Source organism: Methanococcus voltae PS (assembly GCF_024807035.1).
GTDB lineage: Archaea > AGJL01 > Methanococci > Methanococcales > Methanococcaceae > Methanococcus > Methanococcus voltae.
On the sequence record NZ_JANUCQ010000003.1, the window covers coordinates 83,149 to 108,072 of the forward strand.

Below are 24,924 nucleotides of genomic sequence, written 5' to 3' on the forward strand. Positions count from 1 at the left end.
TTTATTTGTTTATTTGTAATAATTAATTTATAAATTTTTAATATTGTAAGTAGTTATTATTTAAAGTCAATATTGAATTATAGTGATTAATTCGATAGATTATGAAGTATATAATTTATTTAATTTATTTAATTAAGATATGGTCAATAAAATTTCTACAGTTCTTATAATTATCAGCAATGAGGATAAGTGTATCATAAGAATATAAGGTGCTCCTGGAGCCCTAAACATTTCTGCTTTTGCTGCATAAAATGGTGCAACTCCAGTTTCTCCAACCATACCTATTGCATATATTGCCTTTTGGAATAATAAATCATTATTTTGTTTTGCCAACTCTAAAATTGACAAAGTACCAGATTTTGCCAATATCAAAGCTGCTGCACCGAATAAAGGTAGCGAAGAAATCATTGCTATGATTCCGTAATGGAAAGCTGCATTTAAAACCCATTCTTTTTTTACTGCTGCTACAATACCTATGTTTGATAAACCAATCACTGCCAAAAATAGGGCAAAATTGAATATATCACCAGTTAGCATTGCGAAAGCTGTTGCAACACCGCATATGACCGACATTAGTCGTCTAATCTTTAATTCATTCGGGGTTACATAATTATACTTATCTCCAAAACTTTTAAATTGAGCTACAACTTGTTTTTCGGGTTTTGAGAAATAAACTATTATTGTAAAAATAATAGAAACAATGAAGCCAATTATAGAGAAATCAGTTACATAAAACCGGATATCGCCAAGGGGTATAATTCCGTAGAGAAATCCAGAAATTGTACTAAACACCATCAAATCACCAATAAACACTTAAAACTTAAAAAGTGTTCAATATCAACAATATATTTAGTTTATAACGATTATTTGATATTTTAATTAATAGAATATCCAATATAATTAGAAATATATTAATAATCAATATTTATCAATAATATGAATAATTAATAAAGAGTAAATTAAATTTAAGGTTTCCAAATGTGACCTATTAGCCCCAATTTAGAACCTACTTTCAATACAAGACCTAATGACGCAACTAAAAGGAATACTGGCCATTTTGAAGGCATTATAAAAAAGCCTAAAAAGCCTAAAACCCATAATGTCCATGCGATACCTGAAAACGAGATAAAACCATCCCATATGTTTAAAAAATCTGCTTTGGTAATCTGTTCCCCAAGTACTCGTTTTGAAAGTAAATAATAAATTAAACCTGACGCCATTACCGCCCCGCCTGTGAAACCACTCAATATTGCCCCATATATTATTAAAATTACTGCTAAAAATTTAGGACTTGTTTCCAAAATTTGCATTTTGGTAAAATTCACGTTTAAATTGGGACTTTCTTTGATTGTAAATTCTTCTAATAACTTAACCTTTCGGGATTTTGATTTACATCGTATTTTCTCGTCAGATATATTTTTCCTAGAAATATATATCTCTGAAACGGCCAATAATTCTGCCATACCTACAACCAAACCCGGGAGGATTAACGCTTCGGCAAGGTCGGAACCTACGGACGCTACAATTATTAGCATAGCCAATTCAACGACGTCACTAAGTATTATCATATTTACATCCCATTTTTCGCGAGAAATGGCATATAATGAAATAACACCAACAATTATGCCTACTATTATCGAATTACTATAAAACATACTTACAATGTCGAGTGGCATTTTTACACCTAATCGTAAATCTAATTACTTGTATTCTTATTTTCTTATTTTCTTATTTTCGTATATTCCTATTTTATTATAATTAACATTTATTTAAAAAATTATAATAATTATTTTTCTATTTAAAATTATTTTATACGTTATTATCTATTTCTTCCATATTTTCGTCTTCTTCTCTATTTCTATTTACGTATAACCATCCAAATACCATGAATGAGATTAATAGGGTTGATGATTCCAGTACTGTATCCATACCTCTTGTATAATACAATATTTCATCCAATATCCCACCAGGCGTTGAAACTATGGTTGTTCCGAAATAATTAGTATTTTGAGAAATCCAAGTTGCTAACGGGGTTAGGTATGCAGTTATTTGTCCTAGAATTGGTTCATTTTCAGGATATTGAGACTTTATATTTGCAGGCTCTTCGAGAGGTATTCCGCCTCTATCATAAGGTGCTAGTGGCGTTTTTAAAACCTGGCTCTGAATATCTGCCTTAGGGTATAACTGGTCGCTGTTAAATTCAAGGGGCATAAAAACCATTATAAATAACGACAAACACAGAAAACCTGAAAATAATCTTGAAACAGTACTTGGTTTTGAAATATAATTCCAAGCATCATTTATTTTTTTCATGTTATTCCTCCGTATTTTCCACTGTTTTTATAACTGCCCTAATTAAAACAAGACCAATTGCTGCATTAACTGCTAAAAAGGTCATTAATGCTAGTGTATGATTATATGCAAGCAATATAAGACTAAGACCTATCGAAGGGACTTCCACATTTAAAAGTTTTTTTATAGGGTCTTTTGACATTGGACCCATTACTGCCCCTATTGTGCCTAATATTAACAAAATATAACCCGTATATAAGGTATATTGCACAAGTTCCATGATATCACAATTTTAGCGAGTTTTGAGATTATTTATGTCTTTTATTTTAAATATTTTCAATTAAATTGATTATTAGATTAGTTATTAGATTAGTTATTAAATCATATTAAATTGATTAGTCAAATAATTACTTAGTCAACACAGGAATTTCTTTTGAATATACTTTCTTATTTTTCAAAATATATTCGTATTTTACAATACCTAATAAAAGTATCACAGTTCCGATTGGTTCTAAGAGAGATGAGACAATTGCCACATCCAAATACCTAAAAGAAACTATAAGACCTATTAAACCAGTTTCTAATAATGCAAACATTATTATTTTATTGATATTATCTGTGTGAACTATGGTACCAATACCTCCGAGCAAACAGCAAGCAATTGCGACTATAGCCAATAGTTCCATTTAATCACCAAAATCATTATTTGTGTATAATTAGACATAATATGAATTATCTACCAATGAATAATATTCAAAATATTTATTGATAAGTATTAATTTCAAAATATTATTTGAAAAATTCATCGTCATCTTTTTCAAATTTATCAATATCTTGAAACTTATCCAATTCACCAATCGTGTGAGCTATTGCATTACTCGATAGGGTAGCAAATACAAAGTAAATTATCGAAACTAATGCTCCCATTGGTGAATTTATGTATAGCGCAATCAGTGCTGCAATTGCAAAATTTAAACAACAAAGTATTGGCAATTTTAACGCCCTACTCTTTGTTAAAAACATCCTTGCAACACAAATTATGCCTATAAACCCTATTGTTAGAATTACTAAGCTTTCCATACTATCACACATGATGATATTTAATGTATTTAAACTATCAATAATTATTCAAAGAATCTTACCGATATTATTAATTTTTATTAATTTTATTAATTTTATTAAATTATAAATTATAAATTTACAAATCAATTGTAATTTGGAATTTAGATTATAATCGAAGGTATAATCGATAGTATAATCCATATTTGAATGACCTATAAAACTTTTAAAGTTTTACCTATAGAATATAGTACTTTAGAAGCTTTTTCATGGCTTAAACCTTGTATTGTAAATATTGCAACCACCATTCCTGCAATAAAATACTGTGGTTCTACTAAACCGGTCAAACCACCTAATAAATATAGTATAACAGTCATTGTGGTGGCTCCGATAGTTCCCGCATAACCAGTATCGTGGCATAGCCTATTCCCAATATATATTAAAAATATAGCGATTAATCCACCTTCTATGCCCATCGTATAATAAAAGATTGATGCCATAAGCGTACCTGCCGAAGCGTCTGGCGAACATACAATATTACCCATGAAATACCCACCATTTAGGTTTCCACCAATTGATTGTATTTTTTTTCCAATTACCCCGGCACCTTGAACACCTGGAGCCTTTGGAAGTCCAAAAATTGTATCGACAGTTACAAAATTAAACCAACATATTATAGATGCTATGAGAATATAGCTCGCTTCTAAAAGTATTGATGACATTTAAACACCCTTAATAAAGCCATTAAAAGATTTTATTAGCATATTTTGAAAATATGCCGGAAATAATTCCGATAGATACTGCAACAACTACATCTAGCTCGATAAACCTGTGCATTATTGCAGTTAAACCAACGGCTACGAATGGAGTAGGAAATAAAGCCGTAGGTTCGAAAGAATTCATATCATAACTAATTTTTAGCTTCAATAGATAAGCAATCGTCATTGAAACTAAAACTGCTATAACAAATAATTCTACCATGATTACACCATTTGATAAAATTTAATATATTTACGATATTTACGATATTTAATGTATTAAAATCTATATTCTATACCATACTTATTCCATATTGTATGTTTGATTTCCAACATTTGGAATGTTAGTATCTATAATTGAATTATAACAATTAGCCGTATATTAATCTACCAACAATGTAAGATTATACAATCTCCCCTACACGAATATATCGGCGGAAGTTCGGATTTTGGAAATATTTGAATTATAGTCTTATTTTTTAAAGTATTGGAAACTTTTTTCTCCAATCTCCTAATATCTGCACAATCTAGAAGTACCACTTCCTTTTTATCAAAGTGTTTACCTTCAATTCTCATTTTTCCCCTAAAAAAATCTACTTTTTCAATTTCGATTACATCTACTCTTTTTTTCAATTCTTCAGAAAAATATTTTTTATCGATGATGTAAACAGGGTATCCTTCTACCTCTCGGCGACATTTGTGGTTTTTTTCATGCGTAATATCATATATAAACTCAACTATGGCAGATTCTAATTTAGTAAGTGACAATACATCCAATAGATAAGATATAGGGTCTTCTTTAGATAGTGCAGTAGATGATTTTAGTAAACCCAATGTTAATGCTGCTGCGTGAGCTTCCCCTATTTCTCTTTTACCTTTTTCAAGCATACTAAGATGTGATTGACTAACGCCACTTTCGTCTGCTAATTTAGATTGTGTTATTTTTAACTTATTCCTAAATACTTTTATGTATTTTGGGTCGAGTAAAATTACTCTTTCAATAATATTAAGCTTAGAATACATATTATCTTCCATAATACTCAGTAATTTATTTTATAGGATTAATTACGCGTATTCTTCAATTATAACTAATTTAATAATACGATTTATATCATTTTGAAGTTAGTATTAAATTAGAATTATGTCCTTGAAATATGTGTAAATATTATTTCCTAAGAATATTAATATTCTTGTAGGATGTTGTATATATAATTTTTTACTTAAAATTTGGTAATATTTAATTAAAAATTAGTATTATGACCCATTCGACTATCATTAATATTTTTAATATGTTTAATATTTTTAATTAATACTCAATTGTATTTAATACAATAAAATAGATAATGGCAAATAAAAATAAAAATAATAAAAATACAAAGTATAATATGTTAATTTAGTATAATATTTAATAGAAATATGAATATTATGTATAAACTATTATTATATTATGGGTGAAAATATGGAATTTAAAAAAGATGAGAATATAAAAAGTGGAATTAATCAAGTTAGCGTTATGGATTGCCCCATATGTCATGCGGAAAATGGCTTAAAAATGGTAACTCAAGAATTGGAGATACCTTATTTTGGAAAAGTTATAGAAACTACATTATTTTGTAAAAATTGTAACTATAAAAAAAGTGATATATTCCCTTCAGAAGTAAAAGAACCTAAAAGATTTATATTAAAGATAAACGAAGAATACGATTTAAATAAAAGAGTAATTAGGGGGTCTACAGGTCATATTTTAATACCAGAACTTGGATTTGAAGTTTCACCAGGGCCGGCTTCAGAAGCCTACGTATCTAATGTAGAAGGCGTACTTACAAGATTAGAAGATGCCTTAAAAACGCTTAAAGGCTGGGTAGAAGATGAAAATGAAATAAAAAAAGCTAATGAACTTGTTGGTAAATTAGAATTGGTTAAAAAAGGAGAGTTGTCTGTCACACTTATAATAGAAGACCCACTTGGACATAGTGCAATAATTGGAGATGGAGTAGTAGAAGAAGATTTAAACGAAGAAGAAATAGCTAAATTAACACATGACGTAGCAATTATGGAAAATGGAGTTCATGAATAATGAATAATTAATAATGAATAATAAGATAATAGAAATAAAGTATATTATAAAATTTTAAATTTAAGATAAAACTTAAATTTCAAAATAACTTTTTTGTAAAAATAAAATTTTAATGTGTAAATTAAATTTAAGTGTGTAAATCTATGAAAATTTTTTTGTTTTTAAATTATTTTAGGCACGTAAATTTATAAATGAATATTTTATATAGTTTTAAACTTTTTTGATTTCAAACTTTATAATACTTGGAGGAATATTATAAAATATTAAAGGATAACTTAAAATATCCATTTATTTAAGTTTTTGTAAATTTATTTAAGTTTCTATTTTTTATTTTTTATTTTGTTAGATATTCTAGTGTTGTCTAGTGTTCTATGTAGCATAGTGTATTTAGCATGTGTTTGTATTCTTTGTATTCTTTTGAAATAGTAATAGTTTAATAGATATAAGCATCAGCTTATATTCCCATGATAAGTAGATAGTGTGTTTCAATTAGATAGGCATAAGTTTTCAATAAATAGATATGGTACGTTTAATCCATCATTAGTTATATGGCATAACTTAGTGTTTCTGTGTAAATTCATTTATAAGCATGTCCTATTATGTAATGTAATACAACCAATTTATACATAATATATTAAACTAAATGTGTTAACTAAATGTTTTAAATTAAAATCTATTAAATTAAATGATAGAAATTTTGTGTAAATATTGTCCTTAATTCATATTGTAATTATGATAATACTTCATTAAAATATTGAACCGATTGCTGATTCAATCGCTCCTACATTGTTATTTTTTTGATTACGGTTGTTTTTATAGTTGTGTTGGTAATTGTTGTTTTTAAATTCACTTCTATTTTCACAGTTGTAATCACAGGTACAGTTTGCATTATTTAATTTGTAGTTATGTTGATGGTTATGATTGTAATTATAACTATGTTCATAATTTTGGCAATCTTCTGCACCTGATTGTGTACAATCACAATTTTCAATTTGTAAGGCATTTGTTTTCATTCTTTGACCGTTTGAATTATCAAAGCCAATTGCAAAAACTCCTGCAATACAAATTGACATGACCAATAAGGACGCTGTAATCTTTGTAAATTTACTCATTTATTGGCCCCCGGGACTTGCTCCCGAATAATACTTAGTTGAAACACTATATTATAAACTCTATTTTATAATTTATTTTTAAAATGCAATGAATTTTTAAAATAATGTTATAGATTGGTTAAAATACAACTAAATCGTTAAGTATATAATATATAAGTTAATAATTACTTTTAAAAATTAAAAATATAGACTCGTTTCAGTTATTTTGTAATTTAGAATAGTGGTTTCAAGATTTAAAATTACTCAAAACTCGTTTCAACATAACGTATAAAGTGTATTTCACCCTAAATATGCTGGGAGGTAAATAAAATGAAGAAAATAATTCTTGTAACCTTAATATGCATCATTGCATTTGTTAGTGGGGCAATGATATCTGCCAACATATTATGGAATGTATTTGGAGATAATTTGGATGAAAATTTCAAAGACATTTCACCCCCCTATAAAGTTGGTAGCGGAGAATTATATGTATCTACAATACCTGGAGATTCTTTAGATGTAGAAATAAAGTATGCGCTCATAAATATTTCCGAGGAATACCCCGATAGTGTGGTCTATGATGCACAAGGTAACATACACATCATGAACAAATCGGTTTATGAAAAATTAAATAAGATTTTGAACAAAGATGATAAAGAATTAAATTGGGTTTTAGTGCCAGATATTGGGTATACTCAAAATTCATCAGCACGTCATATTGTATATAGAATTTACACGTACGAAGATATAAGTAATTTAAATTTATCAAAACAACAAATGGAAAAAATATTTGAAATTTATCAGTTTGTTTCATTATCTGACGAAGAAATTAGTCAATTAAACTTATCACTTGAACAAAAAGAATATTTAAACAATACCGTTCAAAAAAATTTAAATCCTCAAACTCAAAATCATAATTCAAAAGGTTATGGAAATACAAAAATAGGTAATCAATATAACAACTAAACTATTATAAATCATACTAAGTGGTAATATGAACAAAAAAGATTTGGCATATGCGGTTATACTAGCAGGTTCGGTATTTTCCATATCAATACTGCTGTTTTCAAAAGGAATTACTTCCGTTTCAGTAGCCATTGGTAATGGAGACCCTGTAGCAATAGCCACGCCAAAAATGTATCCGCTTAATGAAGTAATATTGATGTTAGCGCTTTCAGCTATTGCCACAAATTGCTTTTCAAAACTTACCTGTATTGGTGACATTAAATACGAGTTAATAAAGAGTTTAGACAGTGGAAACCGTAAAAACAATGAAAATTTGGACGAATCACAAATTAATAATCGTACTGTTGAACAACTTCAAATTGGCAGTGGAAAAACCGTAAAAACAATGGAAAACGAAAATTTAAATTATTTTGAAGAAGAACCTTCTCATCTAGAATTTGAGGAAAATGTAGAATTTGGAAATTTAAATAACACCCCTTGGAACATTAAAGAAGAAATAGAACCACTAAAAGAAGTTGAAAAGGAAATTAAAAGTAAATTTGAAGATAAAATAGAAAAAATTGATAAAATTGATAAAATTGATAAACTTGAGAAAACCAGTACTGAGATTAAAAAAGAAGATTTAAAAAATCAAGAATTTAAAGTTGATGAGAAAAAATTAAAGAATTTAAAAGAAGATGAATTAAAAATATATAATTTATTGTACGATAGCGAAAATAAGGAATTATTACAAAACAAAATTGTTTTAGAAACAGGATTTTCAAAGGTAAAGGTTTCCAGAACGATTAGAAAATTAGAGTTATATGGGTTAATAGTTAGAAAACCCTACGGAAATACCAATCGAATATCGCTAAAAGGATACAATAAAAACGATATTTAAAAGTAAAAAATAATTATTTTACTTTAATTCATAAATTATACTATTTTTTAACCTAGAACGTGTCTTTTTTATACATGCGTTACCCAATACTGTAGTAGTCTTATTTTTACTTGTATCATTTGAACTTGTAATATCTAATAAAACTTCACCGTAATTTTTAGTAGTTGTGTTACAGTTTACAGGACATTGTGAATACATATCGACATTTTCAAATGAACAGGATAACTTACCACAAACATGTAATATAGGATTATAATCTGCTAATCCTTCCATGGTTGATTTATATTGCTCAATTATTCGTTTATTGGATATTCCACTATATTTTTTAAAAATTCTAGGACCTACAATATCTAATGTACCTACAGAATCAGAATAAGATATAATTTTAGCACCACTTTTTGCCCCTTCGACCATGTAATTTATAATACCTTCTTCAATATAATTTAATAACTTCTGGGCATTTTCAGGATTTTTTCTAAGTTCTTTGTAGAATATTTTGGGGTCCATTAATGCAGAAACTACCGTAAAAGGTCCGCAAATATTTAATATAACATACTCCCCAGAATTAACCAATTCCTGAGTTGCAGTTATTACATTATTTATTCTACCTTTTTTCATGCTCAAATCTATATCCAAAATAGTTTCAAAATCCGCCAATTCTTCATTTGAATTTATTAAATACCTATCAACCCTTGGACCGTATTTATTATCTCCCAATTTAATAATTGCACCAAATGCTTCAGCTTCTATTGTATTACAGAAAGGAAGTCTACAAAACATGTCTTTTTTAACTTCCTTCATAGCTTTTGATAAATTAATCATGTCTTGGAGGTTGTTGTGTGCTTCAGGGAATTTAAAATCACTAGCTATCGAATCAGGTATTGTTTCGAAATTATCACTAATACATTTAAAATCCGAATTTTCTTTACTGTTAGAATCCATAATTTCACCAACTTAAACAATAACGCCATTAATTGTTTAAATTCCAATGTTATTCCTATATATCTAAAATTAAGTGAAAATAAATAAAATAAAAATAAAATTTTGGGATTTAATTATGATTTAGTTGAATTAATAACATTTTTAACTGATTTGAAATAATTTGGGGTTGCTATAATCTTAATTAATTTTCAATCAATTGAATCATATTATTTTTTTCAACAAATATCATTAATTATAAACCCTTTTCTTTTGAGAAATACACTGAAACAGTTGCTATTGCCATTCCAATAGCTAAAGTTAACCATGCTGTTTGGTAACCTGCTATTGTAAAGCCACCTGCTGCTGTTATACCATAACTTGCAATTATAGCACCACAAACTTGTTGTAATACTGCACCACCCACGAATGGGAAGAAGTTTAAGATAGCTGTTGAAGTACCTGCAATTGATATAGGGAATAATGATTTCACCTGACCATATGATACAACGAAGAAACCGCCGAAGAAACCAAATAAGAAGTATAACACTTGGTAAATCAACGGATTATCTACGCCAGTCAAAGCCCATATTGCAAACCATAATGCAGTGTAGAGTACGGTACCAATTATTAAAGTCTTTTTTCTTGATTTTAAAACTTTATCTGCTAAGTAACCTGCAACTGGACATCCAAAGATAAGACCTAAACCTATAAACATTAAAAGTCCTGCATAGGTTAATTTATCCCAGCCCAATACATCTTGGAAGTATGGACCTGCCCATAAACCTTGGTAAGCCATTAAAGAGCCGTAGAAGAAGAAGAACCAAATACCTAATGCCCAGAATGATTTTTCTTTAACTACCATTTTCATAGCATCTTTAATGCCAATATTATTCTCAGCTTTAGGTGCTTCAGCCTTTTGAGATTCTACAGCGATTTTTGAAACCTCTTTACCACTTTCTAAAGCTTCAACTTCTGCTATTGTAGGGAATCCTTTGTCTGAAGGTCTATCCTTAATGAAAATATAGGATAAAACTGCCAATAATACTGAAAATCCACCTAATCCCAAGAATACGGTTTGCCAACCTAATGAAGTGTTTAACATAGCTAAAGGAGCCGCTGCTGATAAAGCACCAATGTTACCTACGGCTAACATTACACCACTTTGTGTTGCAAACTCGTTTTTTCTGAACCAGGTTGCAAGTACTTTCATAATTGGAATATATACTGCAGCTACACCGATACCAATTAATAATCTACCTAAGATTACCATATTGAAATCTGTTGCTATACCAGTTAATAAAGCACCAACAGCAGCTACTAAGGTGAATACTGAAACAACTTTTTTAGGTCCGTACTTATCTGCTAAAACACCAGAAGGTATCTGCATTAAAGCATAAGCATAGAAGTATACAGAACCCAATAAAGCTATTTGTCCAGCGCCTACGCCGAAAGTGCTCATTAAATCTCCAGCCATAACTGCGAGAGATGTTCTATGGAAGTAAACAAAGAAATAAACTATTGCAAGAACTGCAAACATTACCCATCTGTATTTCATCATTTTAGATATATTTTCTTTCGATAACATAATAGTACCTCAAAATTGAATTAAGCCATTATTAATCAATTTTCGGTTCAATAAGTGTTATCACCAAGTCTCTCGTAATTCTATTATATCTAACTAATATATATAATATGGGCATTAGATTTATTAATAACTAAAAATTAATTAAATTAAAAAATAAACTAAAATAAACTAAAATAATTAAAAAATAAAAATGATATATATTAAAATTTAAATAAATCTAGGATTTCTTTTTCTTTTAAATCTTTACCAATTATGCAAATTTCGGATGATTTTTTAGTATTTAAATTTTCAAGTTCGTAGTTATTTCCAACGTAGTTAAATTCTGCATAACGTCTAACTTCAGGATTTTTATCATCCATATAATTAATATATCCCTTTCCTCGCATAATTAATCCATAATTATTAGATTTTAAAGATTCTACAGCATTTTTAAAAGCTTCAACATTTAAAGGATTGTTAAAATTGACTAAAACACTTGAAACGCCTTGCATAGCTTTGTGAACATCTCCAATGTAAAGTTCTTTTGAAATTGTTTCTTTATTATCATCAATGATTTTTAAAAATTTATCAGAATCTATACTATCCCAATTTTCAGAAATAAGTATTGCATTATCATTTAGTTCTTTTAAGGAATTTACAATATTATCTAATTCATTTTGGGTTATATATTGAGATTTACTGATAATTAACTTGTCTGCATTCCTTATTTGGTCATTAAAAAAATCACCGAACAATTCAACTTGGTCTAAGTAATTTTCACCATCAACCACAGTAATTACAGAATTTAACTTACAATTGTCCTGAATCTCCTTGTTATTCTCATCAAGTACGATACCAAGTATTTGACTTAAAAGAGCCATTCCAGTAGGCTCCACAATAATTCTAGTAGGTTTCATATATTCTACGATATCTTTAAGAGATTTTAAAAAGTTTAATTTTAAAGTACAACAAATACATCCTTTTTCAAGTTCTACAACGTCTAAACCTTTATCTCTTAATATATCCCCATCGATACCAATATCCCCAAATTCATTTTCAATGATTACAATTCGTTCATTTTCTGTAGCTTTAATTAATTTTTGAATGAATGTAGTTTTTCCACAACCTAAATACCCTGATATTACGTCTATTTTTATTTTGTTCATAATTTACCCCTTAAGTTCAAATTAATTAAATAATTCATATTTTAATTGATTTTTATTTTATGTTATTTTATTTGGGCTACTATAGATTATTAAGATTATTAAGATTATTATTTGTTAAAATTTAAAGCTTTGATAAATAAATCTTCATAACCGTCTTTAGTAGATAATTCACAGTATTTTATCTTATTTGCTACATTTTCCATATTTTTTCTAGAATCTTTAGATAATAAACACATTAAAGCACCTATTTTGGAAGAATTACCAATATATCGAACTTTATCTTTTAATTCTTTAGGTATTATACCACTTCCGGCTAAACTATCTTCACTAAGGTGTTTTCCAAATTGTCCTGCAACTATAACTTCATCCAAATCTTGCATTGAAACGTTTAATTCATTCAGTAAGGCTTCAAAACCCGATACTATTGCTGCTTTAGCTAATTGAACTTGTCTAATATCATTTTGAGATATATAGATGTCTTTATCGTTTGAATGCGGATTAGCATAAATTAATATAGCTCTTTTGCCCTCTTTTTCAATGATTCTATCCCTATAGAGTTCATTCATAGTATTTGGCGATTTTATACGTCCAGTCTTATTCACCAATCCAACTCTTACAATTTCAGAAATAATATCTAAAATACCACTGCCACAAATTCCCGAAGGTTCACAATCTCCAATTACCTTTATATCGGCATTTAAATCTTTTAAATCTTTTTTGTTGGTAGATTCATTTTTTTCAGTTTCTTTGAATTTAAAACCTTCTATCGCACCGTTTGCTGCCCTCATACCACAACTAATATTCATACCTTCTAACGCAGGACCGGCTGCGCAAGAGCATGCGGATAATTCACCATGATTTGATAAAACTATTTCCCCATTGGTACCAATATCTATAAACAATACCAATTTATCGGTTTTTTCTAAATTGGATACTTCTACCCCAGCAACTATGTCTGAACCAATATATCCAGAAACGCCAGGTAAGCAGTACATCTTACCAAATTTTGAAATATCGATATTTAAATCAGTTGCCTTTAAATACTTTGAATTTAAGAATATCGGCAAATAAGGAGATTTACCAATTGTTTTTGCATCAATATTTATTAAAAAGTGTAACATCGTAGTATTTGCAGATATTACAACTTCGTAAATAGATTCTTTAGATATTCCTTGTTTTTGAGCTAAATCAGTTATCATTTCATTAATACAAGAGATTATACTATTATGTAATAATTTTAAACCTTTTTCATTCTTCTTTGTAAAATCTATTCTTGAAAGTACATCTAAACCATATTGTTTTTGAGGATTGATTCTACTTTCGGAACAAAGCTCTTTTTCATTTTTTATATCTATTAAAGAAGACACTACAGTAGTTGTACCTATATCTATAGCCACCCCATAGCAATTAGAATCATGTGTTGAATTTGAATCCAAATCTGTTGAATTATTTTCGTTTAAATTTTCTTTTTCCTGAATTTCTAGTCCTAATAAGTTATTTTCTGAAAAAATTGCATTAATAACTATTTCGGATTCTTGATTTAAATTTTTAGATAGTAATTCAGATAATTGTTGTATTGAATGTAGGATATTTAAATTATTTAAATTTAAATTTAATTTAGTAATATCTAAACAATATTCATCATTTTTAGCGTATCTTTTGTTAACACCATCATGCAATAATTTCAAAAAGATTTCTTCAAAAGTTTTAATATTTTTATCCTTTAAATTTTCAATATCCATCATTTTTAGCGTATCTTTATTTAGGGGGCAAGATATCTTCATAATGTTTGGATTGTACTTAAATTCTGGAATATATCCATCTGCTAAAATTTTATGGGAGCTACTCTCTTCATTATTGGATAAATTAGCTTCACTAAGTAAATCCACGGTTAAATTATCATATACATAAGTTAAACAACTTAAACGAATTCCAGAGCTTAATTCATCCTCTGAAAGGTATCTTAATTCTTCAGGTGAAGGTTTTGAAACGTTGGTTTCATTTTGATTTAAAATTTTAACTTTACATTTTCCACAAGTTCCAGCACCGCCACATGGACTTTCTACCTTTAAACTATTATTTTGGAGAATATTAAGTAGTAATTCACCATTGTCAAATTTTAACATATTATTTTCAATGTTTGAATTAATTACTGTAATTATTGCCATTTTAAGCCTCTAAATGTAGTTATATAAAAATTTAGATTTTTAGATTTTTAGATTTTTATTTTTTATTATTGTAATATTTTTAGTTCTTTAAATTTGAATTAGAGGAATTTTTTGCTGTATTTACCATTGCTTGAATATTCTCTAATTTTGTCCTAACGCCAATACCGCATGCAGGAGATAAAATATCTACTCCAAACTTCATACATGCGTTGCTCATTCTACCTATAGATTCAGGATTACCGTTTTCTAAGGCAAATGTACTTACATTACCCATGATTGCTTTACCCGGCACATTCTCAACAACTTGCTTTACATCAGTTATTGAATCAAAACTGATTGCATCACTTTCTAAAGTTTTTATTTCGCCGTATATACTTTTTAATCTACCACAAATGTGTATTATTGTACCTGTTTGAGCATAATCTTGTGTTTCTTCTATTAATTTATTTAAATAAGGCATAGCATATTCTTTGAACATTTTAGGGCCTAATATTTCACCGGTACCACTCGGGTCAGAAATTGCTAAAACGTCAGCACCTGCTTTTAATTGAGCTTTACCAAATTTTATTAAGTTATCAGTAACAAAATCCATATATTCATGTACCTTTTCTGGTTTAGACCTAAGTTCTTTATAGTATGTAATTGGTTCCATTAATGATGAAGCCACACTTACAGGGCCAGTTAAATTTGCAACCACGGGTACATCTTTATCTTTATTCTTCAAAATTTTTATAGAGTCTAATATTACTTGTTCCCGAGTTATATTTCCATTTTCATCTTTTTCATCTTTTTTAGTTGATAAAATTTCAGTTAAATTCATATATTCAGTTACTGAATTTATTGGATATTCTGTAACTCTTGGTTCAGTTATTTCAGTGCCCATTTTAACTTTAGCACCCATAGCTTCTGCTTCTACAGTCATACAAAAAGGAACGCCAACATTTTCAAATCCGCCATTTTTATATAATCTATATGTTAAATCCGCCATTTTTTGAGGGTCGTTATGAGCTTCTGGCCAATATATGTTTGTAATATCCATGATATCTTTGACTATCATATTCATCATACCGCCCGGACATATGCAGGGAGGTCTATCTACGGTTTCTTTCTCTTTTAAAACTACTTTTAATCGTTCTTTAGGGGATATCACATAATCACCGTAACATGTTGATATAGGGTATATTAATATGTACAATATGGTATGTTGTAATTGTAATTTTAATCGTAATTTAGAATACTTCTAAGTAATTAAGTAAATTTCAAATAAATTCTTTAAAATACATTAAAAATAATCTAATTTTAATAAAAAATATTAAAATTAAAAATAATAAATTAGATATAATTATAAAATTCCATTTTGCAATTAATTTAATTGCAAATTACTCTTCATATTTGTTAATGCTTAACAAATATTCTAATTTTTCATCAGTTACTGGCCATCCTATTTCTCTAGCAGTATCCATCATAACGTCTATATTTTCAATAGGTGTTTCTACAGGTAAGCCACATCCGGACATAATTCCATAGCCTTTTTTAGCTTTGTAACCTTGTTGAACGGATTTTATAACAGCTTTTCTTACTTCTTCTTTAGTTCCCGCATACATTACTGCTGAAGGGTCAACATTACCTGTTACTACCATTCTGTCCCCTATTGTATTAACACAGTCTTCCATATCTGCTATATCATCAATACTAAATGCGTTAATACCCATATCTGCTATATCAGTCCATATTGCTTTAGTTTGACCACAAATGTGGATTGAAACACCATTGAGTTTTGATTTTACAAAGTCTACATATTTTGATAAATATGGAGCACAGTATTCTCTGAAGTGTTTAGGGCTTATAACAGTACATGAAGCCATAGGTTCTGCAATGCTTATACCCACACCAGTTTTTATAGCTGCGTCGGTGAATCTGATACAGTTTTCTAGGGATATTTCACATAATTTGTGAACTGATTCAGGGTCTTTTATCATTAATTTAGTCATTTTCTCAACGCCGATGATAAAACAAGCATTTGTAAATGGACCTACAATGAGTGCCGTACATGGAACTTCGTCTTTTAATTCTTCGTGAACATATTCCATTGCTTTTAAGTGAATAGGTAATCTTGCATCTTTGTAAGGGTCAATTAAAGGTATTTTATCAATTTCTGAGATATCATTTATTGCAGGTTCTAATAAATCAACTGTGTCATCGTCAGGCATTTTCATTTTAGCGCCCATAGCTTCTGACAATAAAAATAAATCGGTGAATACTTTAGCTCCATCTGCACCAAATCTTCTGTAGGTTGCTATAACAGCGTCCGCTAAAGCTCTTGGGTCTTTATTAAAATCTGAAATTTTACAACCTGAAATTCTTGCAATACCGTTTGAAAGGTTAGGGTTGCAAGGTAACCTATCAACTGCTTCGCCGTTTGCTTTTGCTTTAGCTCTTTGAAGAGGAGTCATCTTATCTTTCATAGTTTGCCTCATGCTACTAATAAATAATTTTGTGTACGTTTTTTAATTGGATTTAAAAATTAAATTAAATTAAATTAAACCAAAACTAAAGAATTATTTAAATAATCGATATTTATTAAAATATGTAATATATGGATTTTAAATTGCTATTGAATTTATATTTACTGATATTAACGTTATAATTAAAGATTGAGAGACTTAACTAATAACATAATATATTGAATCGATAATTTATTTGATAATTATTTTAATTTTTAGTTTTTAGCTTTTAGTTTTTGATTTAAAATTATTTTTTAAATTACTCGTATTTTGTAATAGCCATTAATTTTTCTAATTTTTCATCAGTTACTGGCCATCCTACTTCTCTTACTGTATCCATCATAGTTTGTATGTTTTCAATAGGAACTTCCACAGGTAAACTACATCCAGACATTATAATAAAGCCTTTTTTAGCCATGTAACCTTCTTTAATGCTTTTTAAAGTTGCTTTCCTAACTTGCTCTTTAGTTCCTGCATACATTATCGCGGAAGGGTCAACGTTACCTGCAACAGCCATTTTATCGCCCACTCTGTCAGCACAAAGTTTTAAATCGGCAATATCATCAATACTTAATACATTAACACCCATATCTACTAAATCGTCCCATATTGGGTCAGTTTTACCGCAAATGTGTAATACAATATTTCCCACACCTTTTGATTTCATATAATCAATTAAACGTTTAAGGTATGGTGCAGAATAATTTCTGAAGTGTTTAGGACTTATTACAGTACAAGAAGATAAAGGTTCTGAGATTGTAACTCCTACCCCTTGCTCTAAAGCCGCATCAGTTAATTTCATACAGCTTTTTAATGAAATTTCACATAATTTGTGAACTGATTCAGGGTCTTTTAATAACATTTTGGTCATTTTTTCGATACCTATTAAAAAGAAGGCATTTGTAAATGGACCTACAACTGAAGCAGTTACTGAAACTTCGTCGCCAATTTCGTCCTTAACTTTTTTCATAGCCCTTAAATGTATGGGTATTCTACCATCTTTGTACGGGTCGATTACTTTTAAATCGTCTATTTTTGAAATATCGTCAATTGCAGGTTCTTCCAAATCTGCAGTGTTATCTTCGGGTTTATTAACTTTTGCACCCATTGCCTCAGCTATTAAGAACAAATCGGTAAAAACTCTCGTACCATCCATTCCAAACATCTTGTAAGATTTTATAACAGCGTCCGCTAAAGCATCAGAATTGCTATTAAATTCTGAAATCTTATAGCCTGCAATTCTTGCAATACCATTTCCAATATTTGGATTACATGGTAATCTATCGATTGGTTCACCGTTTGATTTTGCCCTGGCTCTTTGAGCCGGGGTCATTGTATCGCTAATCATCTATATCACAATTTAATTAGATTTAATTAGATTTAATTACTTAATTATTAAATTAAATGCCAATGCTAAATATTAAATATTAAATATCAATTTTAAATTTAAAAATTAATTTAAAAGTAAATTCAAGAATTAATTCATTAATTCAATTTTGAATCTTTTAATTTTGAAACTAATTCTTTTGCAATTCTTGCAGATTTTGAAGCTTCAGGAGCATAACCATCTGCGCCAATTTTATCAGCAAAGCTTTGTGAGATAGGACCGCCACCAACCATTACGATGGTATTGTCTTTCATATTTTGTTCTTTTAAGATATCGATAACAACTTTCATGTTATCCATTGTAGTTGTCATAAGTGTTGATAATCCAATTACATCCGCATTTACTTCCTTAGCTTTCTCTACGAATTCAATAGGTGGTACATCTCTACCTAAATCATAAACTTCGAAACCTTGTGTTTCTAACATTATTTTAAACAAGTTTTTTCCAATGTCGTGAGTATCCCCTTCTACGACACCAACTACTGCTTTCATTTTTTCGTCATTTTCTGAATATTGTAAATGAGGTTTTAAAATATCCAATCCTTTGTACATTGCATCGGAACATACTAATAATTCAGGTATGAAGTATTCTTCTTCTTCGTACATAACACCTGCTCTGTTCATTCCATCTGCCAATCCTTTTGAAATTCCTTCGAATGCGTTGTATCCATTTTTAATATATGTATCAGATAATTCTTCTGTTAAATCTTCATCCATATCTAAAACAGCATCTGAAAGTTGCTTTATCATATTTTCTTGTGACTCTGTCATATTTGGCCTCATATATTAAGATTTTTAATAGGGTAATCATATTTTTTAATGTTTAGATTATAGCACCCCATACTATGGTAATCAATATATTTATAATTTTCATTAGAAAACATAATATCGAATAAGGATGTAAAGAAATCTATTAAGAACTACTTTAATTAAAATAAATTTATTTTTAATATATTTTTTAAAATAGTAATATCTGAGAGTTTAAATCATTGAAAAAGGTACATAATAATTATACTAAATATAATAATAATTTAAAAATAAATATGTTAAAAATATTGTAATATAACAAATATTTGTAATTACAATATTGACAAGCCACAAATTAATAAAATTAATTATCTTTATTATTGCATAATTTTGCCATACAGTATACCGGAGTACCGCCTTCTAAATGTGCATTTATACAGTCTTTACAGTTACCATAGTGAGGACACTGTACGTTAGGGCAATTACAATTTTCATTTTTATTACAAGATTCCATAATATCACCAAATATTTTTTTTATAGTTTAATAGTATCTTAGTAGTTTTCAAATTTTCTTTATTTGAGATATAATATACTTGAATTATATATTCGATGAAGTAAACATATACTTAATTGTCAGTGAAATAGTCAAGATTAAAATTTGGTATATTTAAATAACCTATTAATTATTAAATATCATGAAACTTTAAAAATAAATAAAAATACTATAACTGATATCAAAATCTCAGGTAGAATATGAAAAAAGAACGGGAATGTAATATAGATTATGAATCAATAAAAGATATTAAAAAAGATATAGTAAAACTATATGGGAAATTAAATGAACTAATAGAAAATGTGGAGTTAAATTCACTTGAAGAAGATGAGGAATATGAAAAAGATAAAGATAGCGGTGATGAATTATATAAAAATATACAGAATGAAGAAAAGTTGAAAAAAAAGTACATGGCTGAGTTTAAAAAATTTTTAAAGAAAAACAAATTTTTAGATTTTGAAGGAGATAGCCCTGATGAATTTGTAGAACATTATAAAAATAGAAGTAGTTTAAGCAAAAAAATACCATTATTTAACAAAGAGTGTAAATATGAAGATAGTGACGCTTTTGAAAAACAGCACGCCCTTATAAAATCATTAGGCGTTAAAGATACAGAAAAAGAAATCAAAGAATTTGCAAATATTGCAGAAAAAGAAATCTACGAAATATTAGAACCAATTTCAAATATTCACAGGTTAAAAATCGCAAAATCACTATTATATGCAAATCATAGTTTTTCAGAGCTTTCAAACATTACAGGATTAAAATCTGGCAATTTACTATTTCATTTACAAAAACTCCAAAATTCGGGCATTATATTTCAAAAATTCGAAAAAGGAAATTATTATTTATCAAAAAAAGGAGAATATATTATAAAATCACTTTTTAAAATTGTAAATGTGTCCAAAATGTTAGAATAATTAAATATGCGTTAATTAATAAAAAAATAATAATAAAAAAATAAAGAATTAAAAATAAGTCATATAAAAAAGATAATCAAATATAAAATAACTATTCAATTATTTTTTAAGGTTTTTTCTTCTCCAGTTTCTCATTTTTGGGTGGCTTCTTACTGCACCTTTTGTTTTAGCTACTGCGAATAAAGGTACTCTTCTGTTTTGATTTAAAGCTTTAGCCAATCTTATTTTTTTACCTAATGGTTTATTGCTTGCCATAAAATTCACCTCTTTTTTAATCCGATCACTCTTGATTGGATGTGTTTAGGGAAGTAATCCAAAGGATTTTCGCCTCTTGACCTCAATACTGCCCTTATTTCGGTTTCATAATCCGATTTTAAGAGTTCTTCACTCTCTTTTTCTGAAATTTCGAAATAACTATTAACAAGATTTCTTAAAGTTTTATGTCCGAAACCCATAAGTGGAGTTATATACTGAATATCCTTTCTCATCTCTAAACTTTGAACTTCTGCGTGGCTTAGCTTAGGGACTCTGTCGTCTCTTCTCGTACCATCTGCAATAACTTCAAAATCATCAGAAATAATATTCAATGTTTCTTTGTGAATGTATTGTATTCCATTTGATGGGAATCCATCATTTAAGATAATATCAACAGATTTTTCAAGAATTTCGCTATCCAAGCTTATAACTTTATGAGAATAATTTAATATTTTGGCAGTATTTTGAGCATGAATATAGGAATCCAAAACTCCAAAATTTATGGTTACTAATTCTATATCGTATCCTAGATTATTTAGAATTATAGCCGATAATGAACTATCTTTACCACCACTAAACAATACATGAGCCTTATTATTCAAATTATTTGTATTAATTGCATCCATGGTCTCACAAAGTTAACGTCTTGTTATGCTGAAACTTCTTTTAGGTTTAGCGCTTTCATGAATTTTATCAAGAATAACTCTAAAGTTGTTATCGTCTAAAGGAATAGGCAATCTTCCAGATTGTGCTAATTGAATTAATTGGTACTCAACTTGTTCTGCAAATTGAGGTTTTGCCATTTTTATCCTTGCCAATCTTGACCTTGCTTCCTCAGATAATATTTGTCTCATTATCTTTTGTTTTTGCATTTCTTGTTGTGCCCTTTGTTCTTCAAGTTGCTGTTGCATTTGTGCTTGAGCTTCAGGGTCATTTTGAATTTTTTGTTGCATTTCTGCTAACTTTTGCCTTTTTATCTCTTCAGGGTCCATCTAATCACCAACTACCAATCAATAATTGCATAATATTGAATTTATTACGTTACATTAATATAATTATATTGTAACTCTTGTATTATAATTATCTATGTAACTATATAATATTAGCCATTTAAATAATTAAAAGCTTTAAAATTATATAATTGTATATTTGCCAATATATAACAGTATTTTAAATTTAAAAGTTTATTTAAAGGTTTAATTAAAAATTTAAATTTAAATGCAATCATTTTTTAGTGTTGAATAATTATTCGTTTGAAGCATCTGAAACTTTTTTAGCCACGTTGTCTAATAATGCGTGTCCTTTTGGTGAAATGATTCTACCGCCATTTTCAGCTTTTAAGATTAAATCTTTTGCTTCTAATGCCTGTAAAGCTTTTCTGATGATGTTACCGCTACCTTTTACGAATCTTTCAGGAGCACATCCTCTGTTTTTTCTTCCGCCGTAAGCACTTCTTAATCTTTCAACGCCAACTGGTCCGTTCATGTTAACTTTTCTTAAGATTGAAGCACATCTTACAAACCACCAGTCTGAATCGTCTGGTCTTCTTTCTTTATGTGCACCTGTTTTAACATATAATGCCCATTCTGGCTCTTGAACGCCCATTTCTTTTAATTCTTCTGCTAATTTTTCAATTAATTCATTTGGAGATACTTCGTAAACTGTTACCATGTAAACACCTCTTTTTCTAATATGATCCATCGTTCGAATAGCTGACGATTATGGATTCGTAGAACTAATAAATATATTATTAATCTTTCCTAAATACCGAGCAGTTTTACTATGTAGTACAAGTATATAATGGTTTCCCTCATCTGATAATAGTGATATAATAGTGATATAATTGAGATATACTGGACATACACTAAATTATAAGCTATTATCTGATAAATTAAGCTTTGATAGCTATTATCTGATAAATTAAAAGTTTTTGATTCATTAAAAAAATTTTATAAATGCCGTTAGTATACCCTTGTTAATTTAAATATATTAAAAAAATATAAAATAAAAAATTTAGAAAATACCCAATACAAAATGAGCTATAACTAATACAATAACCAAAATTAAACCAAGTTTAATCATTAGTTTCATTGTTTTAAAGAATAAACTTAATAATACCCAAATTATGACTGCTACAATGAGTATTCCTATTATAGATATCAAATCAAACATGTTATCACAATTACTTTTTATAAATACTATATTAATTACGATAATTCTATATAATATTTAATTAATTCCCCTATTTATAATAATATTATATGATAATTATTTAAATTATGTAATCTATTTTTTATCATCCAATATTTGGTGTACGATGTTTTTAAATACGTTATCGGTTATTTCTACGCCACTTTCACGGGTTTCTTTAGTTTTTTTAACAATTTCCCATAAATGTTCCCTATCTGTTTCAATTCCTTGCTCCATTAATCTGCTTGCTACTGCCTTACAACCAGAATGTTTGCCCAATATGATTTTTCTCTCTTGTCCAACTACTTCAGGTAATACCGGCTCATATGTTAATGGATTTTCTAAAACAGCGTCCACGTGAATTCCACTTTCGTGATAGAATACGATATTACCAACTATTGGTTTATTTTCTGCTAACTTTATTTTAGAGTATTCTTCAACAGTTTGGGATAAAGATTTCAGTTTTTCAGTTTTTAAACCCATATCGTGCTCGTAAAGTGCCTTTAAAGTCATTACAAACTCCTCTAAAGGTGCATTCCCTGCACGTTCTCCTAAACCATTTATAGTAGTAGATACAGCTTTTGCTCCACCCATAAGTCCATATATGGAGTTAATGGCTGCTAAACCAAAATCATTGTGGCAATGTACGCCAATGTGTGCTTTTTTAAGAGTATTACTTAATTCTGAACATATGAAATGCATAGCTTGAGGTGTAGCACATCCCACAGTATCTGCTACGTGCACCCTATTTGCTCCATGCTCTTCTGCATTTTTATGAATTCTAAGTATATCTTCAATAGGAGTCCTTGTTGCATCTTCTGCGGAAAAAGCCACGAAAAGTCCATGTTCTTTCGCATATTCGATAGCATCCATTCCCATTTGTTCTACTTCATCCAATTCTTTATGTAATTTATATTTCAAATGCATGGGCGATGTTGCAATAAATGTAATAATACCGTCTACATCGCATTCTAAAGCCTTATCGATGTCATCTTTTACAACCCTACAAAGCGCCAAAATTTCTGCATTTAAACCTTCGGAAGATATAGTCTTGATAATATCCCTTTCAGATGCAGATACTACAGGGAAACCTGCTTCAATCTGTTTAACGCCCATATCATCAAGCTTTTTTGCAATATCTAACTTATGCTCTTTTGTAAAGCATATCCCAGGTGTTTGTTCACCGTCTCTAAGTGTTGTATCGTATAAATAACAGTCCTTTAAATCTAATTTAGGATTATAAGGACATGTGGCTTTCCATTCCATAAAGAATTCCTCCCAATTCTTGCAGTTACTGTTTAAATTAATTTGACAATCACTTAATTATTGTTTTAATTATTGTTTTAATTATTGATTCATATTTTAAAATAGCTTAAATATTTATAAAAATAATAGCGAAGTTAAAAAATATTTTAATGTTTAGAAAT

At 28.7% G+C, this 24,924-nt stretch carries 29 protein-coding genes; 4 read left to right on the top strand and 25 right to left on the bottom strand.

From position 1 onward, the window contains the following. Positions 1 to 132: 132 nt before the first annotated feature. The 9 genes from M2325_RS05995 to M2325_RS06035 form a co-directional block, all read right to left on the bottom strand. Positions 133 to 795: a proton-conducting transporter transmembrane domain-containing protein gene (locus M2325_RS05995; protein WP_209591205.1), complete on the bottom strand. Its 663-nt coding sequence runs from the start codon at positions 793 to 795 to the stop codon at positions 133 to 135. Between the two features lie 170 nt (positions 796 to 965). Beyond that, on the bottom strand, positions 966 to 1,676 hold the full coding sequence (locus tag M2325_RS06000) for an EhaG family protein (RefSeq protein ID WP_209591206.1): 711 nt from the start codon (positions 1,674 to 1,676) through the stop codon (positions 966 to 968). Positions 1,677 to 1,809: 133 nt separating this feature from the next. Continuing rightward, positions 1,810 to 2,313, bottom strand: coding sequence for an EhaF family protein (locus M2325_RS06005; RefSeq protein ID WP_209591207.1), 504 nt, complete (start codon positions 2,311 to 2,313; stop codon positions 1,810 to 1,812). 1 nt (position 2,314) lies between these two features. Further along, entirely contained in the window at positions 2,315 to 2,572 is a 258-nt protein-coding gene (locus tag M2325_RS06010) for an EhaE family protein (protein WP_209591208.1), read from the bottom strand. A 127-nt stretch (positions 2,573 to 2,699) separates the two neighbouring features. Next, positions 2,700 to 2,978 (bottom strand): EhaD family protein, encoded by a 279-nt coding sequence (locus tag M2325_RS06015; RefSeq protein ID WP_209591209.1) that lies wholly within the window; start codon positions 2,976 to 2,978, stop codon positions 2,700 to 2,702. 103 nt (positions 2,979 to 3,081) lie between these two features. After that, positions 3,082 to 3,372 carry a DUF2109 domain-containing protein gene (locus M2325_RS06020; RefSeq protein ID WP_209591210.1) on the bottom strand — a complete coding sequence of 97 codons (291 nt, stop codon included), beginning with the start codon at positions 3,370 to 3,372 and terminating at the stop codon, positions 3,082 to 3,084. Positions 3,373 to 3,566: 194 nt separating this feature from the next. Then, positions 3,567 to 4,073, bottom strand: coding sequence for a [NiFe]-hydrogenase-3-type subunit EhaB (ehaB, locus tag M2325_RS06025; protein ID WP_259052080.1), 507 nt, complete (start codon positions 4,071 to 4,073; stop codon positions 3,567 to 3,569). A gap of 22 nt (positions 4,074 to 4,095) precedes the next feature. Then, positions 4,096 to 4,332 carry an energy-converting NiFe hydrogenase A subunit EhaA gene (gene ehaA, locus M2325_RS06030; RefSeq protein WP_209591212.1) on the bottom strand — a complete coding sequence of 79 codons (237 nt, stop codon included), beginning with the start codon at positions 4,330 to 4,332 and terminating at the stop codon, positions 4,096 to 4,098. A 164-nt stretch (positions 4,333 to 4,496) separates the two neighbouring features. Continuing rightward, positions 4,497 to 5,132 (bottom strand): helix-turn-helix domain-containing protein, encoded by a 636-nt coding sequence (locus tag M2325_RS06035; RefSeq protein ID WP_209591213.1) that lies wholly within the window; start codon positions 5,130 to 5,132, stop codon positions 4,497 to 4,499. Positions 5,133 to 5,568: 436 nt separating this feature from the next. On the opposite strand from M2325_RS06035, the gene M2325_RS06040 reads away from it, so the two are divergent. Beyond that, entirely contained in the window at positions 5,569 to 6,186 is a 618-nt protein-coding gene (locus M2325_RS06040; protein WP_209591214.1) for a ZPR1 zinc finger domain-containing protein, read from the top strand. Positions 6,187 to 6,932: 746 nt separating this feature from the next. Here M2325_RS06040 and M2325_RS06045 read toward each other — a convergent pair. Then, positions 6,933 to 7,298: a hypothetical protein gene (locus M2325_RS06045; RefSeq protein WP_259052082.1), complete on the bottom strand. Its 366-nt coding sequence runs from the start codon at positions 7,296 to 7,298 to the stop codon at positions 6,933 to 6,935. Positions 7,299 to 7,607: 309 nt separating this feature from the next. Here M2325_RS06045 and M2325_RS06050 point away from each other — a divergent pair, with 309 nt between their 5' ends. Together M2325_RS06050 and M2325_RS06055 are read left to right on the top strand one after the other, a co-directional pair. Beyond that, positions 7,608 to 8,243, top strand: coding sequence for a hypothetical protein (locus tag M2325_RS06050; protein ID WP_259052084.1), 636 nt, complete (start codon positions 7,608 to 7,610; stop codon positions 8,241 to 8,243). Between the two features lie 28 nt (positions 8,244 to 8,271). Then, a complete protein-coding gene (locus tag M2325_RS06055; RefSeq protein ID WP_259052086.1) occupies positions 8,272 to 9,123 on the top strand; it encodes a helix-turn-helix transcriptional regulator in 852 nt (283 codons plus the stop codon). A gap of 18 nt (positions 9,124 to 9,141) precedes the next feature. Here the strand turns inward: M2325_RS06055 and M2325_RS06060 are convergent, their stop codons facing one another. From M2325_RS06060 to M2325_RS06100, 9 genes are all read right to left on the bottom strand, one after another. Then, entirely contained in the window at positions 9,142 to 10,065 is a 924-nt protein-coding gene (locus M2325_RS06060; RefSeq protein ID WP_209591218.1) for a uroporphyrinogen decarboxylase family protein, read from the bottom strand. A 232-nt stretch (positions 10,066 to 10,297) separates the two neighbouring features. Beyond that, the gene (locus M2325_RS06065) at positions 10,298 to 11,629 is read right to left on the bottom strand and encodes an MFS transporter (RefSeq protein ID WP_209591219.1); all 1,332 of its coding nucleotides are present in this window, start codon (positions 11,627 to 11,629) and stop codon (positions 10,298 to 10,300) included. Between the two features lie 200 nt (positions 11,630 to 11,829). After that, positions 11,830 to 12,774: a CobW family GTP-binding protein gene (locus M2325_RS06070; RefSeq protein ID WP_209591220.1), complete on the bottom strand. Its 945-nt coding sequence runs from the start codon at positions 12,772 to 12,774 to the stop codon at positions 11,830 to 11,832. A gap of 107 nt (positions 12,775 to 12,881) precedes the next feature. After that, positions 12,882 to 14,942: an ASKHA domain-containing protein gene (locus M2325_RS06075; protein ID WP_259052089.1), complete on the bottom strand. Its 2,061-nt coding sequence runs from the start codon at positions 14,940 to 14,942 to the stop codon at positions 12,882 to 12,884. Positions 14,943 to 15,021: 79 nt separating this feature from the next. Next, positions 15,022 to 16,092 carry a methylcobamide:CoM methyltransferase MtbA gene (locus M2325_RS06080; RefSeq protein ID WP_259052092.1) on the bottom strand — a complete coding sequence of 357 codons (1,071 nt, stop codon included), beginning with the start codon at positions 16,090 to 16,092 and terminating at the stop codon, positions 15,022 to 15,024. Between the two features lie 229 nt (positions 16,093 to 16,321). Continuing rightward, complete coding sequence (locus tag M2325_RS06085) at positions 16,322 to 17,407, bottom strand: uroporphyrinogen decarboxylase family protein (protein ID WP_209591223.1); 1,086 nt, start codon at positions 17,405 to 17,407, stop codon at positions 16,322 to 16,324. 298 nt (positions 17,408 to 17,705) lie between these two features. Continuing rightward, positions 17,706 to 18,794 carry a uroporphyrinogen decarboxylase family protein gene (locus tag M2325_RS06090; protein WP_259052095.1) on the bottom strand — a complete coding sequence of 363 codons (1,089 nt, stop codon included), beginning with the start codon at positions 18,792 to 18,794 and terminating at the stop codon, positions 17,706 to 17,708. A 137-nt stretch (positions 18,795 to 18,931) separates the two neighbouring features. After that, positions 18,932 to 19,603, bottom strand: a complete 672-nt coding sequence (locus M2325_RS06095) for a cobalamin B12-binding domain-containing protein (RefSeq protein WP_209591225.1) — start codon at positions 19,601 to 19,603, stop codon at positions 18,932 to 18,934. Positions 19,604 to 19,943: 340 nt separating this feature from the next. Then, positions 19,944 to 20,093, bottom strand: coding sequence for a hypothetical protein (locus M2325_RS06100; RefSeq protein WP_209591226.1), 150 nt, complete (start codon positions 20,091 to 20,093; stop codon positions 19,944 to 19,946). A gap of 239 nt (positions 20,094 to 20,332) precedes the next feature. On the opposite strand from M2325_RS06100, the gene M2325_RS06105 reads away from it, so the two are divergent. Next, on the top strand, positions 20,333 to 21,052 hold the full coding sequence (locus M2325_RS06105) for a winged helix-turn-helix domain-containing protein (RefSeq protein ID WP_259052097.1): 720 nt from the start codon (positions 20,333 to 20,335) through the stop codon (positions 21,050 to 21,052). A 99-nt stretch (positions 21,053 to 21,151) separates the two neighbouring features. On the opposite strand, the gene M2325_RS06110 is transcribed toward M2325_RS06105, so the two are convergent. The 6 genes from M2325_RS06110 to M2325_RS06135 all read right to left on the bottom strand — a co-directional run bounded on the left by M2325_RS06110 (position 21,152) and on the right by M2325_RS06135 (position 24,763). After that, on the bottom strand, positions 21,152 to 21,307 hold the full coding sequence (locus M2325_RS06110) for a 50S ribosomal protein L39e (RefSeq protein ID WP_209591228.1): 156 nt from the start codon (positions 21,305 to 21,307) through the stop codon (positions 21,152 to 21,154). Positions 21,308 to 21,312: 5 nt separating this feature from the next. Beyond that, a complete protein-coding gene (locus M2325_RS06115; protein WP_259052098.1) occupies positions 21,313 to 21,933 on the bottom strand; it encodes a DUF7411 family protein in 621 nt (206 codons plus the stop codon). A gap of 12 nt (positions 21,934 to 21,945) precedes the next feature. Continuing rightward, complete coding sequence (locus tag M2325_RS06120) at positions 21,946 to 22,299, bottom strand: DNA-binding protein (RefSeq protein WP_209591230.1); 354 nt, start codon at positions 22,297 to 22,299, stop codon at positions 21,946 to 21,948. Positions 22,300 to 22,552: 253 nt separating this feature from the next. Further along, entirely contained in the window at positions 22,553 to 22,978 is a 426-nt protein-coding gene (locus M2325_RS06125) for a 30S ribosomal protein S19e (RefSeq protein WP_209591231.1), read from the bottom strand. Positions 22,979 to 23,320: 342 nt separating this feature from the next. Next, positions 23,321 to 23,479 (bottom strand): hypothetical protein, encoded by a 159-nt coding sequence (locus M2325_RS06130; protein ID WP_209591233.1) that lies wholly within the window; start codon positions 23,477 to 23,479, stop codon positions 23,321 to 23,323. A 114-nt stretch (positions 23,480 to 23,593) separates the two neighbouring features. Further along, positions 23,594 to 24,763 (bottom strand): homocitrate synthase family protein, encoded by a 1,170-nt coding sequence (locus tag M2325_RS06135; RefSeq protein WP_209591240.1) that lies wholly within the window; start codon positions 24,761 to 24,763, stop codon positions 23,594 to 23,596. Positions 24,764 to 24,924 lie beyond the last annotated feature (161 nt).

Bases quoted from the DNA above. Each gene is read 5' to 3' on its own strand.
- M2325_RS05995 (WP_209591205.1), bottom strand. From the start codon at position 795: ATGGTGTTTAGTACAATTTCTGGATTTCTCTACGGAATTATACCCCTT.
- M2325_RS06000 (WP_209591206.1), bottom strand. From the start codon at position 1,676: ATGCCACTCGACATTGTAAGTATGTTTTATAGTAATTCGATAATAGTA.
- M2325_RS06005 (WP_209591207.1), bottom strand. From the start codon at position 2,313: ATGAAAAAAATAAATGATGCTTGGAATTATATTTCAAAACCAAGTACT.
- M2325_RS06010 (WP_209591208.1), bottom strand. From the start codon at position 2,572: ATGGAACTTGTGCAATATACCTTATATACGGGTTATATTTTGTTAATA.
- M2325_RS06015 (WP_209591209.1), bottom strand. From the start codon at position 2,978: ATGGAACTATTGGCTATAGTCGCAATTGCTTGCTGTTTGCTCGGAGGT.
- M2325_RS06020 (WP_209591210.1), bottom strand. From the start codon at position 3,372: ATGGAAAGCTTAGTAATTCTAACAATAGGGTTTATAGGCATAATTTGT.
- ehaB (WP_259052080.1), bottom strand. From the start codon at position 4,073: ATGTCATCAATACTTTTAGAAGCGAGCTATATTCTCATAGCATCTATA.
- ehaA (WP_209591212.1), bottom strand. From the start codon at position 4,332: ATGGTAGAATTATTTGTTATAGCAGTTTTAGTTTCAATGACGATTGCT.
- M2325_RS06035 (WP_209591213.1), bottom strand. From the start codon at position 5,132: ATGTATTCTAAGCTTAATATTATTGAAAGAGTAATTTTACTCGACCCA.
- M2325_RS06040 (WP_209591214.1), top strand. From the start codon at position 5,569: ATGGAATTTAAAAAAGATGAGAATATAAAAAGTGGAATTAATCAAGTT.
- M2325_RS06045 (WP_259052082.1), bottom strand. From the start codon at position 7,298: ATGAGTAAATTTACAAAGATTACAGCGTCCTTATTGGTCATGTCAATT.
- M2325_RS06050 (WP_259052084.1), top strand. From the start codon at position 7,608: ATGAAGAAAATAATTCTTGTAACCTTAATATGCATCATTGCATTTGTT.
- M2325_RS06055 (WP_259052086.1), top strand. From the start codon at position 8,272: ATGAACAAAAAAGATTTGGCATATGCGGTTATACTAGCAGGTTCGGTA.
- M2325_RS06060 (WP_209591218.1), bottom strand. From the start codon at position 10,065: ATGGATTCTAACAGTAAAGAAAATTCGGATTTTAAATGTATTAGTGAT.
- M2325_RS06065 (WP_209591219.1), bottom strand. From the start codon at position 11,629: ATGTTATCGAAAGAAAATATATCTAAAATGATGAAATACAGATGGGTA.
- M2325_RS06070 (WP_209591220.1), bottom strand. From the start codon at position 12,774: ATGAACAAAATAAAAATAGACGTAATATCAGGGTATTTAGGTTGTGGA.
- M2325_RS06075 (WP_259052089.1), bottom strand. From the start codon at position 14,942: ATGGCAATAATTACAGTAATTAATTCAAACATTGAAAATAATATGTTA.
- M2325_RS06085 (WP_209591223.1), bottom strand. From the start codon at position 17,407: ATGAAAGATAAGATGACTCCTCTTCAAAGAGCTAAAGCAAAAGCAAAC.
- M2325_RS06090 (WP_259052095.1), bottom strand. From the start codon at position 18,794: ATGATTAGCGATACAATGACCCCGGCTCAAAGAGCCAGGGCAAAATCA.
- M2325_RS06095 (WP_209591225.1), bottom strand. From the start codon at position 19,603: ATGACAGAGTCACAAGAAAATATGATAAAGCAACTTTCAGATGCTGTT.
- M2325_RS06100 (WP_209591226.1), bottom strand. From the start codon at position 20,093: ATGGAATCTTGTAATAAAAATGAAAATTGTAATTGCCCTAACGTACAG.
- M2325_RS06105 (WP_259052097.1), top strand. From the start codon at position 20,333: ATGAAAAAAGAACGGGAATGTAATATAGATTATGAATCAATAAAAGAT.
- M2325_RS06110 (WP_209591228.1), bottom strand. From the start codon at position 21,307: ATGGCAAGCAATAAACCATTAGGTAAAAAAATAAGATTGGCTAAAGCT.
- M2325_RS06115 (WP_259052098.1), bottom strand. From the start codon at position 21,933: ATGGATGCAATTAATACAAATAATTTGAATAATAAGGCTCATGTATTG.
- M2325_RS06120 (WP_209591230.1), bottom strand. From the start codon at position 22,299: ATGGACCCTGAAGAGATAAAAAGGCAAAAGTTAGCAGAAATGCAACAA.
- M2325_RS06125 (WP_209591231.1), bottom strand. From the start codon at position 22,978: ATGGTAACAGTTTACGAAGTATCTCCAAATGAATTAATTGAAAAATTA.
- M2325_RS06130 (WP_209591233.1), bottom strand. From the start codon at position 23,479: ATGTTTGATTTGATATCTATAATAGGAATACTCATTGTAGCAGTCATA.
- M2325_RS06135 (WP_209591240.1), bottom strand. From the start codon at position 24,763: ATGGAATGGAAAGCCACATGTCCTTATAATCCTAAATTAGATTTAAAG.